This is a genomic window from Sphingomonas degradans, assembly GCF_053502645.1.
Window position 1 is genome coordinate 4,326,564 of record NZ_CP177172.1, and the last position, 14,569, is coordinate 4,341,132.

9 protein-coding genes are annotated in these 14,569 nt (G+C 64.5%); 7 read left to right on the plus strand and 2 right to left on the minus strand.

The genetic code is table 11. The annotated features are described in order from the left end of the window. Positions 1 to 77 precede the first annotated feature (77 nt). The gene (rfaD, locus tag ACG3SL_RS20055; RefSeq protein WP_448662907.1) at positions 78 to 1,025 is read left to right on the plus strand and encodes an ADP-glyceromanno-heptose 6-epimerase; all 948 of its coding nucleotides are present in this window, start codon (positions 78 to 80) and stop codon (positions 1,023 to 1,025) included. Here rfaD and ACG3SL_RS20060 read toward each other — a convergent pair. Then, on the minus strand, positions 992 to 2,350 hold the full coding sequence (locus tag ACG3SL_RS20060) for a tetratricopeptide repeat-containing glycosyltransferase family protein (protein WP_448662908.1): 1,359 nt from the start codon (positions 2,348 to 2,350) through the stop codon (positions 992 to 994). The two genes, rfaD and ACG3SL_RS20060, sit on opposite strands and share 34 nt — an antisense overlap. A 388-nt stretch (positions 2,351 to 2,738) precedes the next feature. Between ACG3SL_RS20060 and ACG3SL_RS20065 the strand changes: the two genes are divergently transcribed. Genes ACG3SL_RS20065 through ACG3SL_RS20090 form a run of 6 tightly spaced genes read left to right on the plus strand, consistent with a single transcriptional unit; the run spans position 2,739 to position 12,738 of the window. Next, the gene (locus ACG3SL_RS20065) at positions 2,739 to 5,390 is read left to right on the plus strand and encodes an autotransporter outer membrane beta-barrel domain-containing protein (RefSeq protein ID WP_448662909.1); all 2,652 of its coding nucleotides are present in this window, start codon (positions 2,739 to 2,741) and stop codon (positions 5,388 to 5,390) included. Then, positions 5,387 to 7,609, plus strand: a complete 2,223-nt coding sequence (locus ACG3SL_RS20070; protein ID WP_448662910.1) for a peptidase domain-containing ABC transporter — start codon at positions 5,387 to 5,389, stop codon at positions 7,607 to 7,609. The genes ACG3SL_RS20065 and ACG3SL_RS20070 overlap by 4 nt, the downstream gene beginning before the upstream one ends. Continuing rightward, positions 7,606 to 8,967: an HlyD family type I secretion periplasmic adaptor subunit gene (locus ACG3SL_RS20075; protein WP_448662911.1), complete on the plus strand. Its 1,362-nt coding sequence runs from the start codon at positions 7,606 to 7,608 to the stop codon at positions 8,965 to 8,967. The genes ACG3SL_RS20070 and ACG3SL_RS20075 overlap by 4 nt, the downstream gene beginning before the upstream one ends. Next, positions 8,964 to 10,511, plus strand: a complete 1,548-nt coding sequence (locus tag ACG3SL_RS20080) for an SEL1-like repeat protein (RefSeq protein WP_448662912.1) — start codon at positions 8,964 to 8,966, stop codon at positions 10,509 to 10,511. Before ACG3SL_RS20075 ends, ACG3SL_RS20080 begins: the two co-directional genes overlap by 4 nt. Positions 10,512 to 10,541: 30 nt before the next feature. After that, positions 10,542 to 10,820 carry a hypothetical protein gene (locus ACG3SL_RS20085; RefSeq protein WP_448662913.1) on the plus strand — a complete coding sequence of 93 codons (279 nt, stop codon included), beginning with the start codon at positions 10,542 to 10,544 and terminating at the stop codon, positions 10,818 to 10,820. 16 nt (positions 10,821 to 10,836) lie between these two features. After that, the gene (locus ACG3SL_RS20090) at positions 10,837 to 12,738 is read left to right on the plus strand and encodes a tetratricopeptide repeat protein (RefSeq protein ID WP_448662914.1); all 1,902 of its coding nucleotides are present in this window, start codon (positions 10,837 to 10,839) and stop codon (positions 12,736 to 12,738) included. Here the strand turns inward: ACG3SL_RS20090 and ACG3SL_RS20095 are convergent. Next, the gene (locus ACG3SL_RS20095) at positions 12,716 to 14,491 is read right to left on the minus strand and encodes a tetratricopeptide repeat protein (protein WP_448662915.1); all 1,776 of its coding nucleotides are present in this window, start codon (positions 14,489 to 14,491) and stop codon (positions 12,716 to 12,718) included. The two genes, ACG3SL_RS20090 and ACG3SL_RS20095, sit on opposite strands and share 23 nt — an antisense overlap. Positions 14,492 to 14,569: the final 78 nt, after the last annotated feature.

The window sequence follows — 14,569 nt, forward strand, 5'->3', positions numbered from 1 at the left end:
GTATAAACGGCGATCTTCGCGTGGCCAAGCCGATGCGGGTACAGGAAGCGCAATGGCGGCAAGCGGGAGAATGGCGCATGATCGTTGTTACGGGCGGGGCGGGCATGATCGGCGCCAACCTGCTGCGGGCCCTCAATGCGGCTGGGCGCGACGACCTGCTGGTCGTGGACGACCTGACCGATGGGCGCAAATTCGCCAATCTGAGCGGTGCGCGCATCGCGGACTATGAGGACATGGATCGTTTCTATCGTCGAATAGAGGCCGGCGAGTCGCTGGGGCAGGTCGACGCGATCTTCCATCAGGGCGCCTGTTCGACCACGACCGAGTGGGACGGCCGGCGGATGATGGAGCGGAATTATCGCCTGTCGAAGCTGCTGTTCGATTTTGCCCAGCATAACGGAATTCCGTTCATCTATGCGTCGTCGGCGGCGGTATATGGCAACAGCCGAAACTTCGCCGAGGTGCCCGCCAACGAGGCGCCGCTGAACGTCTATGCGTATTCCAAGAAGCTGTTCGACGACTATGTGCGATCGAACGCCCGCCCCGATCGCGCGCCGGTGACGGGGCTGCGCTATTTCAACGTCTATGGACCGTATGAGGCCCATAAGGCCGGCATGGCGTCTATGGCTTTTCACTTGTTCAATCAGGTTGCGGGAGGCCGGCCGGCGCAGTTGTTCGGTGCCCACGACGGCTGTGGCCCGGGTCAGCAATCGCGCGATTTCATCAGCGCTGCGGACGTTGCGGCGGTCAATCTGTGGGCATGGCAATCCGGCGCGCGGGGCATTTTCAATTGCGGTACGGGAACGGCGAAACCGTTTCTGGACGTGGCGCAGGCCGTAGTCGCTGCGGCGGGCAAGGGGACGATCGAGTTTATCGATTTTCCCGAGCATCTGGTCGGCCGCTACCAGAGCTTCACGCAGGCGGATATTTCCGCGTTAAGGGCTGCGGGCTGCACCCACAAGTTCACCGACGTTCGGGACGGGGTGACGCGCTATGTCGAATGGATGATGGGTAATGCCGCCTGATTCAGCCATGCTTCGCGGTGAAGCGCTTCGGCGACGCGCGTGAATATCTTGTTCCAATCGCGGTCCGCGCCCTGACGGAACAGCCGCATTGTCGGATACCAGGGGGTGGTGTCGTTCCGGTCGCCGTAAATCCAGTACGGCACGTGCTGGACGAGATTCCAGACCGGCTTGCCCAGCGATGCGGTGAGATGCGCCACTGAACTATCCGTCATCACCACCAGATCGAGCAGCTCGATCGCGGCGGCGGTGTCGGCAAAATCGTCGAGGTGGGGGCCAAGCGGCGTGACGAGGCGCTGGGTGTCTGGATCGTCCAGCTCGGCCGAAGGGCCATCCTTCTGGAGGCTGTAAAGGCGCACCGAGGGTATTTCCGCCAGTCGCATGAACGCATCCAGGCTGGTGGCGCGCAGGTGGTTCTCGCCAAATGTCACGCGGCCGGACCAGACGATCCCGACACGCAGGATGCCGGGGCGGCGGGCACCGATCAATGCAGCCATCTTCGCACGGGATGCCTCCGGCACATGGAGTGAAACCGGCGGCGGCACATTGTCGATCCGCGTGCCCAGTACGACCGGCAGATCCATCTGGAACAACCATACGTCATAGTCAGGGAACGGAGCGCCGCGCACATGAAACTCGTCCGCCGGCAGGCTGTCGAGCACCTGCCGCAGTTCCGGGTGATACTGGTAGATTACGTGGCCGCCCAACGCCTTCACCTGCGCGACATAGCGAGCAACCAGCAGCGCATCGCCAAAGCCTTGTTCCGTGGCCAGAAAGATGCGGCGACCGTTCAGTGGCCGACCATCCCATTCCTCTCCGGGAAGCGAACTGATGCGGAAGCTCGATAGATGGCGGCGGGCGCCATAGTCCTGGAATCCCGCCGCATAATCGCCCAGCTGAAGCCGGACGAGCGCGCGCTCCCAGACGACGGCGATATTATCGGGATCGAGCCCCTCCATCACGTCCAAAGATTCGAGCGCGCCGTGGAAATCGCCCGCGCGCCGTTGCGCGACAAGACGGTTGAAGCGAAGCAGCGCAGTGCCAGGGTCCAACGTCGTCGCCTGCGCATGGGCGACCAGTGCCTCGTCCAGGCGACCGGCGTCCATCAGGGCATTGCCGAGGTTCGACCAGATATTGCCGTTGTGCGGGTCCAGTTCCAGTCCGCGCCAATGGGCGGCAATGGCGTCCGGCAGGCGCCCGGCACTGCGCAGCGAAACCCCCAGCAAGCTCCACGCATACGCATTGCCCGGATCCTGATCGAGGGCGTTCCGGGCAAATTCGAGTATCTCGGCCCTGCTGGGCTGAACATCAGGCGCGGGATCGGTCATTCCGCGCTGTAACCGCTGTACGCGCACGATCCTAGAGGGTGGATCGGCCGTCCTGTGGCGACGGGACCTAGATGCGTTGCCTCCGATTTTGCAACGCTCGGCGGTCTTATATTACAGATGCCGGGCAAGCATGGTTCGACCGTCCCTTGTCGCAGCGGCGCGATCAGCCAACGGCGATCCACTTATCTGGACAACGAGCTTGTGCAGGCAAGCCAGTCACCCGCCAACGCATATTTGACAATGGCGAAAAAATGCGGATGGCGGGCTCCAAGCTGGGCGGTAGTAGCTGATCTCATCCAAAAATCTCGCTCGGTCCTGGTGGATGGTCGGGTCGTGATGGGCTATGCGGAGGTGCGCGTCCGGTCGGAGGCCAATTAGGGGGGTTCTTGTGCATCTTTCACGTCAAACGGGTCTGAGGACTGCCATTTTTTCCGGTAAGAGCGCGGGCCGGGCGAGCCTTTTGCTGTCCGCTGCCATGTCTGCCATCACGTTGATGTCGGGCGAAGCGAAGGCGGCGTGTGGCGAACCCGGCGGCAACATCGTGTGCAACGGTGATTTCGAGGTCTATCAGCAGGTCGCGGGCAGCGACGAAGTCGTGTTCGATGGATGGGTAAGCACTGACCCCACGTCGGTCCGTGTTGGACCGGGTGCGAGCGGCACCAATTCGAGCGCCGAGTTCCTGTTCTCGGCAGCGCCCTTCAGTCAGAACTTGGCGACCGCGACGGGCGATCGTTACGATGTGACTTTCCAGTATCGCAGCGAGGGCGGGCAAGGTTTCTCAGCCTATTTCGGCGATGTGAAGATTTTCGAATATTCGGGCGACGAGGCCGGTCTGATCGGTTGGACCGAGTATCGCTTCAACACCCAGGCCTTCGGGAACAACACGACGTTGCGCTTTGTGGCCGATTCACTGGGCGCCGCGCAGAATGTTGACTTGGTGTCGGTCGTTCGCTGCACGACCTGCCTAGTCAACGAGCCGGCTAGTCTGGGTGCGGTGATCGATGCGACCCGACCCTTTTTCACTACCCAGGACGAGGCGGGCCAGGGCACGAATCTTGGTGCCGTCCGTACCGTTACCTTCGACGGCGGCACGCTGCGGCCGGCCGATCCTACCGCGCTCGGCACGGCGACCAATCCCCTCGCCCTCACGGTACAGGTCACGAATGTCGGCGGAACGCTCGACAACACTGGACAAGGTTTTGCAATTACCGGCGGGATCGTGAACACGGCCGCCTCCGCCACGCCGTTCGTCATCACCGGCGCGGGCAGTGGTACCGTCGGCAGCACCATTACCAACAATGGTACGTTGGTGGTGGCCAGCACCGGCACCACGACGTTCACGGGCCCGGTGGTCAACAATGCCGGTGGCGCGCTTGTCGTCAATGGCGGCGGTGTCGCCCGGGTCAACGGCAGCGTGGCCGGTGGTACCGTGATCGTGCAGAACGGCCAACTTTCCGTCGGTGGCACTGTCAGTGCGCCCGTGGTCGTCGCCAACAGCGGCGTATTGCGCGGCACCGGTACAATCTCTGGCCCGACCGTGATCTCCGGCGCGCTCCGCCCCGGCAACTCGCCGGGCACGCTCTATTTCTCCGCCCCGGTGTCGCAGGCCGCAGGCAGCAACCTGGTGATTGAAATCGACGGCCCCGGCACCGGTAATGGCGCCGGAAATTATTCGCGCGTGATCGTGACCGGCGCGGGCAACAGCTACACCATCGCCAGTGGCGCGACGCTGACCCCCGTGCTGCGCGGCATTACCTATGCCGCAGGTGAGACGCCCGGAACCAACAGCTATAACCTGACGCTTGGCCAGCGGCTGCAAGGTATCATCCAGGCCCAGGGCGGCGTGTTCGGCACCTTCGCGACCGTGGTGCAGCCGACGGCAGGTCTGCCGACGGGAACGCGGATCGTCCCGCTCTATGCAGCCACCAGCGTCGATTTGTACGTCGCTCCGGTATCCTATGCGACCTATACCGGCTTGACCGCCAATGAAGCGGCGGCAGGCGGTGTGATTGACGCGCTGATCGTGGCCGGTGCGACGACGTCGCGACCGCTGGTGAACGCCGTCGTGCCGTTGGGCGCAACCGCGATTGCGCCTGCGCTGTCTTCCCTTGCGGGCCAGAACAACGCCAATCTTCCGCTGGCGGCGGTCGAAGCGGGCCAGGCGTTCACCAATCAGATTAGCGCGCGCCGCACCGAATTGGCTGAGGCCGCTGACGGGCTGCAGGTTTGGGGCCGGGCCTTCGGCAACACCGCGCGGACGAAGGATGACGGGAATAATCCGGGCTTTCGCAGCCGCATCGCAGGCGGTGTCGTGGGCATCGATTATGGCTCGGCCAGCGGGTTGCGCGGCGGTGTGGCGGGCGGTTTTGGCGACGGAAATGTGCGCGGTGCGGATGGCAGCGGGCGCGCGGATCTGAAGAGCTATTATGCCGGTGCCTATCTGGGCTTCCAGAAGGATGCACTGTCGGTGAACGGTCAGATCGGCGTCAGCTTCAACAATTTCGACAGCAAACGCACGGCGACCGCGGGCGCGCTGACCCACAATGCCACTGCGGGTGTCGACGGCAACACCACCAGTGCCGCGCTGGACATCGGCTATCGCATCCAGGCGGGTAAGGTCTCGATCGAGCCGATCGGCTTTGTCCGCTACGATACGGTGAAGGTCGATGATTTCGTCGAACAGGGCGCCGACATCCTTGCGCTGACGGCGCGCAACAAGCGGTATGACCGCGTGGCGGCAGGCATTGGTGCGCGATTCCGTGCCGATCTGGCCACGTCGGGCGGCACCGTGATCCAGCCAGAGGCGCATGCGACCTGGCGCCACGAGCTGAAGGACCCGCGTTACGCACTCACCCAGTCGCTCGCCGGCCAGTCTTTTGTGGTCGGCGCTGGTTCGCCCGGCCGGGATGCAGCGTTGTTGGGCGCAGGTCTCGGTGCTCAGCTTTCCAGCAAGTTGCGGCTCGTGGCGGCGTACGATGCCGAGTTGGCTGAGAACCGCACCGGCCACGCCATTACTGGCCAGCTTCGGATCGCGTGGTGAGCTATCCCGCGCCGGTCGGCAACGACGATCCGCGGTCGATCGATCCGGACCTCGCCTGCGCCCATACCGGGTTGCGGGCGCTGGTCGCGGTCGGGCGGTTCAACGGTGTGCATGTGTCGCTGGAGGAGTTGCTCCACGACCATGTGATCGGCAATGCTGAAGTGTCGAACGCCCAGATCGCGACGATCGCGGCGGCGATCGGCTTGCGCGCCAAGGTCGGTACGCTTGACTGGACGGACATGTTCCGGCTGGGCGAAGCCTATCCCTTGCTGGTGCGGTTGCGCAACGGCAACATGATGGTCGCGACGGGCGTGGCCGAGCGCGGCGGTACGCAGCTTCTGACGTTGCAGGACCCGATGGCCGAGGGCGCCGAGGCGCTGGTGCTCGACGAAGCGCGCTTCACACAGGCGTGGGACGGCACCGTCATTTTCGTGAAGCGCCGCTTCGAGGCGTCGGACCCGGAGCGGCCATTCAACCTTTCCTGGTTCTTCCCCGAAATCCGCCGCCACAAACGGCTCTTCCGCGATATCGCGATCGCGTCGCTTCTGATGGGCGTGATGGCGCTCGCGCTCCCGGTGTTCACGCAGCTCGTGATCGATCGCGTGCTGTTGTATCGCAGCGTCGATACGCTGGTGGTGTTGACCGTCGGCATGTTGTTCGTCGTGATTTTCGACACCGTGTTCAACTATATCCGGCAATACGTAACACTGTTTACGACGAGCAAGATCGACTCTCACGTCAACGTCAGAATTTTTCGCAAGCTGACCACCCTGCCGATCGAGTATTTCGAGCGCAACGCGTCCGGCACGATTTTGAAGAACGTCGCGCAGAGCGACCGTATTCGCAGCTTCCTGACGGGGCAGCTTTTTGCATCGCTGCTGGATGCGGTGATGCTGCTGTTTTTCGTGCCGCTGCTGTTCTTCTACAGCCCCCTGCTGGCATGCGTTGTGCTGGGGTTCACGGCGGCGATCTGCGTTTGCTCGCTGCTGACGATCCCGATCATTCGTTCGCGGCTGGCCGAGGTATACGCCGTCGAGGCGGACCAGCAATCGTTTCTGGTCGAAACGGTCCAGGGCATGCGCACGGTCAAGTCGCTGGCGCTCGACGCCCGCCAGCGACAGGAATGGGATGCCCGCGTCGATCGTACGATCCGCACCCGCTTCGACGTCGCCAAGCTCGCTATCCTGCTCAACGCGCTGACCACGCCGCTGGAAAAGCTGATGCAGATGGCAGTGATCGGCGGCGGCGCCTATCTGGTGCTGAATGGTCAGATGATGGTCGGCGGGCTGATCGCCTTCAACATGCTGAGCGGGCGCGTGACTCATCCCCTGGTGCAAATCTCCCAGCTTCTCCAGCAACTGCAGGAGGTCTCGCTGTCGGTGACCATGCTCGGCACGATCATGAATCATCCCAGCGAGAACCGCAGGTCCAGCCAGGGGCTGCAGAGCCCGCTGGAAGGCGCCATCACGTTCGACAAAGTGCGTTTCAGTTACGATGGCGCGGCGATGCCCGCGCTGGACGGCGTGAGCTTCGAAATCCCGGCGGGCTCGGTGTTCGGCATCGTCGGCAAGAGCGGGTCGGGCAAGACGACGGTGACTCGCCTGTTGCAGGGGCTGCACACCGTCGACGAAGGCCTGATCAAGATCGACGGGCACGACCTGCGCGAAGTGGACCTGAACCACCTTCGTTCATCGATGGGCGTGGTGTTGCAGGAGAGCTTCCTGTTCACGGGCACCATCCGCGAGAATATCGCGATCGGCCGCCCCAGCGCGACCACCAGCGACGTACTCCGGGCGTTGCGTATGGCGGGCGCGGACGAATTCGTCGAACGCCTCCCGGCCGGCCTCAGCACCCGGCTGGAGGAAGGGTCGTCCAACCTGTCCGGTGGCCAGCGCCAGCGGCTTGCCATCGCCCGTGCGTTGCTGCGCGATCCGCCGATGCTCATCCTGGACGAGGCGACGAGCGCGCTGGACGCCGAGAGCGAGGCGATCATCCAGTGCAATCTGGCGAACATCGCGCAGGGCCGCACGCTCGTAATCGTATCGCACCGCCTGTCGTCGCTGGCATCGGCCGACAAGATCATGGTGCTGGATCAGGGACGGGTCGACGACATCGGCACCCACGCCGAATTGATGCGCCGGTGCGCCATCTATCGCAACCTGTGGAACCAGCAGAACCGCCCCGTCGCGGAGCTGGAGGATAGTCGGGACGCAGCATGAACCAGCTTGTTCCCATTTCTCGACAAGACAACAAGCTGGCGCTGACGATCAATCAGTTTCAGCCCGCCGCCACCGCCATAGATGCCGAACCCGAACCCCGTGTCGCGCGCATGACGCTTTGGGCGATGGGCGCCCTGGTGGTCGTGGGGCTGTTGTGGGCGGGCTTTGCTACGCTGGACCGGATCGTCTCTGCGCGCGGCAAGATCGTTACTGCGGCTCCGACCATCGTGGTGCAGCCTTTCGAATCCGCCACGATCAAGAGCATCGACGTGAAGGTCGGCGATGTGGTGAAGGCCAATACCGTGCTGGCGCATCTCGATCCCACGTTCGCGCTGGCCAATATCGGCCAGATCCAGACGAAGGTGGACAGCCTGAACGCCACTATCGCGCGGCTGGAAGCCGAGCAGGCCGGGCGTCCGTATGTGATCCCCGCGCAGGGCGCGACGCCCTATCAGCAGCTTGAGCACGCGATCTGGCTGGAGCGGCGCACGAAGTTCGCCGCGCAGATTGCCAGTTTTCAGGAGCGCATGAGCGCAGCCCAGGCTGGAATCTCCGCCCGTAGCCGGGAATCGAGCAATTTCCGCGCGCGGCTGGCCTTGTCCCGCGAAGTCGAAGAAATGCGCAACAAGCTGGTGGACCGCGGCTATGGCACCAAATTGAATGCGCTGGCCGCGCGTGATGCTCGCATCAACATCGAATCGAACCTGGTCGCCTCTGAAAACTCGCGGATCGACACTCAGCATGGATTGGCCGCGTTGCGTGCCGAGCGCGACGTGTTCAGCCGCGGATGGGAAACCGAAATCGTCCAGGAAATGGTTGAGAAGCGCAACGAGCGCGACAGTCTTCAAGAGCAGTTGACCAAGGCGCAGCGCATCAAGGACATGGTGCAACTCCGCACCCCGGTGGACGCGGTGGTCCTGGAAGTGGCGCCGCGCTCTGTCGGATCGGTCATCAACAGCGCGGAGCCGCTGTTCCGGCTGGTCCCCGTCGACGCCAAGCTGGAAGTGGAGGCCGCCGTCGAGGCCAGCCAGTTGTCCCGCGTGGCGGTGGGCGATACCGTGCAAATCAAGCTCGATGCCTATCCTTATCAGGAGCATGGCATGCTGACGGGCAAGATCACCACGATCAGCGGCGATTCCTTTACCAACGAACGCGGATCGCCGGATGCCCCGCAAGGCAGCTTCTACCGGGTGCGCATTGCGGTGGGAGCGGGTGCGCTGCGCAATGTGCCGACGCAATTCAGGATGACACCCGGAATGCCGCTGACGGCCGAGATCAAGATCGGCAAGCGCAGCGTGCTCTCCTACCTCACACGCCCGATTACGCGGAGCGTCGGCGAAGGCATGCGGGAACCGTGATCAACCTGTCCTTCCCTCATGGCCTGCCGACGCTGGGAATCGCGCGCCGGCTGCGGCGCACCCAGCTCCCGCCCGTGGCGCGGCGTCTGGCGAAGCGGCTGCTGCCGTCGCAATTGGCGAACGCCCCGATTTTCCTGACACCCGATCTGGCAAGCGGGCTGGCCGCGCTGGAAGCCGGCAATGCGCCGACCGCGCTTCGCCACCTGCGACCCTTGGCGGTCCAGGGCGTGGCCGAGGCAGAGTATCGGATGGGCATTCTTTGCCTGCACGGAATCGGGCTGGTTCAGGACCATGGTGACGCGGTATTCTGGCTGACGCGTGCCGCCGATCACGGGCATGGCGAGGCGCAGAGCGAGCTGGGCATGGCCTATATCACGGGCAGCGCGGCGCCGCCCCCGGACGGCAGCCTCATGCGCTGGCAGCGGATCGCTGCCCAGACGCATGGCCAGGTCGCCGAATCGAACCTGATGTTGCTGCACCCCAATGGCATGGGCCTGGAGCGCGACGTCGCCAAGGGGCTGGCGTTGCTCGAGGCGGCGGCTGCGCGCGACGTGGTATCGGCGCAGTTGCGGCTGGGCGGTGTCTATGCCGATGCTGCGTACGGTGTGCAGGATCTCGCCGCTGCGCTCACCTGGTATCAGGCCGCGGCGGCGCTGGGGAATGTCGATGCCCAGTTCAATCTGGGCGCACTGCATGCCCGTGGGCAAGCCGCCGAGCGAGATCTGCCCGCCGCGCTGGACTGGTTCCGCAAGGCAGCGGAACAGGGGCACGTCGTCGCCATGTTCAACATGGGCCTGATGCACGCCAATGCCTATGGCTGCGAACGCGACATGCACGAGGCGATCCGCTGGTATCGCAGAGCCGCCGACGCGGGCGACGTGAATGCGCAGTTCAATCTCGGCCTGATCCACGCCAACGGTCTGGCCGGGCAGCATGACTATGCCGCTGCCATCACCTGCTTCGTTAAGGCGGCCGAGCGGGGCAACGTGTCTGCGCAGTTCAACCTGGGGCTGCTCTACGCCAACGGCATTGGCTGCCCGCGCAACATCGCGGAAGGGATCATTTGGTATCGCAAGGCGGCTGCCGCCGGCAGCGATGCGGCGCAGGTAAATCTCGGCCTGCTGTATCTGGATTCGACGAACCCCGCGCGCGACGCGGGGGAGGCGGCCTTGTGGTTCCAGCGCGCAGCCGAGACGGGCAATGTTCTGGCCCGGTTCAATCTGGGCGCACTCTACGCTGCCGGAAATGGTGTGCGTCGCGACGATGTAGAGGCGGCGCGCCTTTTCGCGCTCGCCGCCGAGCAGGGCAGTGTGGGCGCCTGTATCGAATTTGCGCGTCTGGTGGTCGACGGCCGCGCCGCGCCCGCCGAGAGAATCCGGGCCTATGGCTGGCTGTTCCACACCCTGGAAACGCTCGACGTTGGTGGACAGCGCGACGATGCGCATGCCATATTGATCGCGTTGGCGGACGGCATGAGCGAAACGGACATCGATCGGGCCAAGGCCCTTGCCACCGGCGCGCTTCCAGCGCCCGTTGCTGCCTGATCTCAAAACCAAGCGGAGAGGGGAGCGCGTATGGGCTATTATGATATGGTCGAGGAATGCTGGGGCCTGAGCGAGGCGGCGCGCGACTATGTCAAGGCTGCAGGACGTGACGTGGCGCGTGGCGAGATGTGGGAAAGGGTGTTCTCGGCCTCGCCACTGGTAGATATTGACCGCACGCTGCGCGAAAGCCCGCAGTTCGAACGGGTGTTCCTGCGCTCCGCCTATGGCCTTCAGTATCGTGCCGATCACAAGGACTGGATTCCGTTCCGGCACAGCGCGATCGATTTGACGGACGAGGCCAATATCTGACGCCGCGCCCGCTTCGATGCTGACCGTGGACACGCTGCTGGCCGAAGGTCTTGCCCGATATCGCGGAGGCAGGCCCGGCGAGGCCGAGGTGATCTGTCGCCATATCCTGAACGCGGATCCCGATCAGACGGACGCGCTGCATCTGCTGGCGCTGGTGCACAAGGGCGCGGGGCGGCATGCGGAAGCGCGGGCGCTGTTCGAACGGGCGTTACGGCTGCGCCCGGAAATGTCCGATGCGCGATTGAATTTTGCGACATTTTTGAAGACGCGCGGTGAGGATGAAAAGGCGGCAGCGCATTTGCGGGTCGCGGTGACTTTCGATCCCGCGCTGGCGCTGGCGTGGCAGGTGCTTGGCGGCATCGCGCTGGAGGGGGGCAGCGCCGGCCATGCGCGTGCGCTGGAACTGCTCGACCGCGCTATCGCCCTCGATCCCTGTCATGGCGAAGCCCATTACCACCGGGGCATCGTCCTTCGTCAGATGGAGCGGGTCGACGAGGCGATTTTGAGCCAGCGCCTCGCCATCGCCAAAGGCATGGAGGGACCGGGGGCTTATATGGCGCTGGGTAACAGCCTGCTTGGCAAGGGCGAAGAGGCGGCCGGTGTGGCCGCGTTGCAGGCGGCGCTGTCGATTGCGCCTGACAGCCGGGAGGCCTGGTATAATTTCGGCAACGCGCTCTACGCCAGCGGGAACAGCGCGGCGGCGCTGACAGCCTATGCGCGTTCGGAGCAACTGGGCCTGCCGATTGCGCGCACCCGCCACGCGGCGATGTTGGTGGACCTGGGCCATCACGCGGAGGCGGAGGCGGCGCTGCTGCGGTCCCTGCCGCTGCCCGGTACGGAGGTCAGCCTTTGCATCGAATTGCTGCACGAGGCGATGGTCGCCCAGGGTCGGCTGGCAGAAGCGCGCACCGTGTTCACGACCCTGTCGACGACTCCGCTGGGCGGGCGGATCTATGCCGCCGAATGCCGCACGGCCCTGGCGGCGCTTGATCTGGCCGTCGGCGAACATGCGTCGGCGGCACAGCGTCTCAGCGGAATCCCGAGCGACAATTGCTGGCTGTTCACGACACGGTCGCTCGCCGCACTGCGTGCGACGCTGGATGCGCAGGGGCAGCGGGTGGAGCGCTGTGCGAATCCCGATCCGGCCCTGCCGCGCATCGGGTCGACCACGCTGGGCACGCGGGGGCGGTTCGCGCACAACGTCCTCGAATATGTGATGCTGCGGCTGTATGCCGAGCACTACGGCCTGGTCCTCGAAACACCGGACTGGGTCGGGGGCCTCTATTTCGACGTCAACGATCCAAAGCCCAGCGGAGCGCTGCCGCCCTGGCTGTTTGCGCGGCACGCGCTGAACGACCTGGTAGACGGAAAAGGTGCGCCGCGCGCCGACCGCGATATTCTCTCGCCGCTGTTCCTGTTCGACTATCCCGAGCGGTTCCGAGAACGTGTCCAGCACTGGCTGAAGCCGCGTAAGGAATGGCTGCCAAGGATCGAGCCAGCCGTAAAGGCGCTGCGCGACGGTGGTCGAACGGTTGTGGCGCTGCACATTCGTCGCGGTGATTTCATTCGCTATGGGTATCCGGTTACGCGGACGGATCGCTATGTGGAGTGGCTGCGCGACCTGTGGCCAACGCTGGAGCGGCCGGTCCTGTATCTGGCGAGCGACGATCTGGAAGCAGTGCGCGGCGACTTTGCCGAATTTGCGCCGGTAACGCTGGCCGATGTCGCGCCTCCTTGGCCCGATCTGGACTATCTGCAGGATTTCCATGTGCTCAGCGAAGCGGATGTCGTGGGGGTCAGTGCCGCCAGTGGCTTCAGCCAGCTTGCCGCGCGCCTCAACCAGCGCGCCCGGATGATGGTGCAACCGGACATGGCGACGCAGCGCATCGTGCCGTTCATTCCATGGAGCGTCGACTGAGCGCCGCTGCCAGCCGCTGCATCACCCCGGCCCAATCGCCCCGCCGATCCTGACGGAACAGCCGCATGGTGGGATACCAAGGCGTGTCCTCCCGCTGTTCCATCCATCGCCAGTCCGGGGCGAAGGGGATTACCGTCCAGGTCGGTCGCCCGAGCGCACCGGCCAGATGGGCGGGGCCGGTGCAGGAGGTGACGATCAGGTCGAGATTCGTCATGACAGCGGCGGTATCGGCGAAATCCCGGATCTGGTCGTTCAGGTCGACAAAGTGCGGTGGCAGCCAGTCCGCCCCCTCCAGGTCGTTGCGACCAGCACCTTTTTGCAGGGCGAACAGCGTGACGCCCGGAACGTCGAAGAGCGGTCGGAACGCCGCCAGCCCCGGCGAGCGAAGGCGATCGGCCTTGAATTCGGGATTGCCGGCCCAGACCAGCCCGACTTTCAACCCATCATGATTGCTTAGGCGCCTTGCCCAATGCGCGGTCAGGTCGGCTTCGGCGGACAGATACGGTGCGGTCGCCGGTATCGTACCCAGCGTGGTGCCCAGCAGATGCGGCAGGCTCAGCAGCGACGCATGATAGTCGTGCGGCGGCAGCGTGCCGAAGCGGGGAATCACGCCCTCGACGCCTGCCATCCCGTCGAGCAGGCGAACAAGCTGGCTGTTGCATTCCAGAAATACGCGTGCGCCCATCGCGCTCAGCAGCGGTGCGTATCGAGCGAACTGGATCGCGTCGCCCACGCCCTGTTCGTCATGCAAGACGATCGTGCGTCCGCGCGGATTTTCGCCCTGCCATGCCGGCGCGGCAAAGTGGCGCCTGGGGGACGGAAAATCCGCCAGGCGCGAGCGCCACTCATACTCGGCGAAGCCTTCGATCAGCTCCCCGCGCATCAGCAGCGCCATCGAGAGTGCGGTATGCGCTGGCGGCAACTCCGGGTCGGCCGCGACCGCTCGCCGGGCCGCCCGGATCGCCTGGTCGACATGCATCAGCTCATTTTCAGCGAGGCTGAGGTTGAGCCATGTATTGGCGGCGTCGGGCTGCGACACAAGCGCGCGGTGAAAGCAGTCGACGGCCTCCTCTGGCCGATCCAGAGCGATGCCGCAATTGTTGAGCAATCCAGGATCGTTCGGGTCCAGCGCCAGGCCGGTGCGATAGGCGGCCACGGCGTCGTCCACGCGATCGAGCCGACGCAAGGCGACGCCCAGGTTGGTGTACGCGGCTGTGGACAGGGGATCCATGCCGAGCAGATCGTATAGAGTGTCGATCGCTTCTTCGGCCTGGTTGCCGGCAATGCGCAGGCTAGCCAGCCGCAGGTAGAGATCGACACTTGGGCCGCTGATCGCCATCAGTTGCTCGACTGCATCAGCGGCCTCACCATGGCGGTTCAGACCTTCGAGGATGTTCGCCAAATTCTGCCGTGCGTCGGCGAAACCAGGCGCGCGTTCCACGGCGCGGCGCACCGAAGCGAGTGCATCCTCCAGTCGACCGGCGCGCCGCAGCGCGCTGGCGAGGTTTGATGCTATTGCGGCATCGGTGGGCATCAGTCGCGCCGCTTCGCTCAGCAACTGGACAGCCGTGTCGATCTTGCCGACCTGCAACGCCATCACGCCCATCATATGCATCGCGTCGAAATGATGCGGGTTCGCGGTCAGCACGCGGCGATAGCGGGCCTCTGCCTCCGCCAGCCCGCCCTGCTGATGATGCCGCAGCCCGTCTGTGTAAAGCGCCGCAAGGTCGTCTGGCAGTACCGTCGATGTCATGCCCGCAAACTATCCCCAATCTGCTGTGGGTACCGGTGGCGCACGGTTCCTCGTGACCAGAGTCCTTGCTATAGCGCC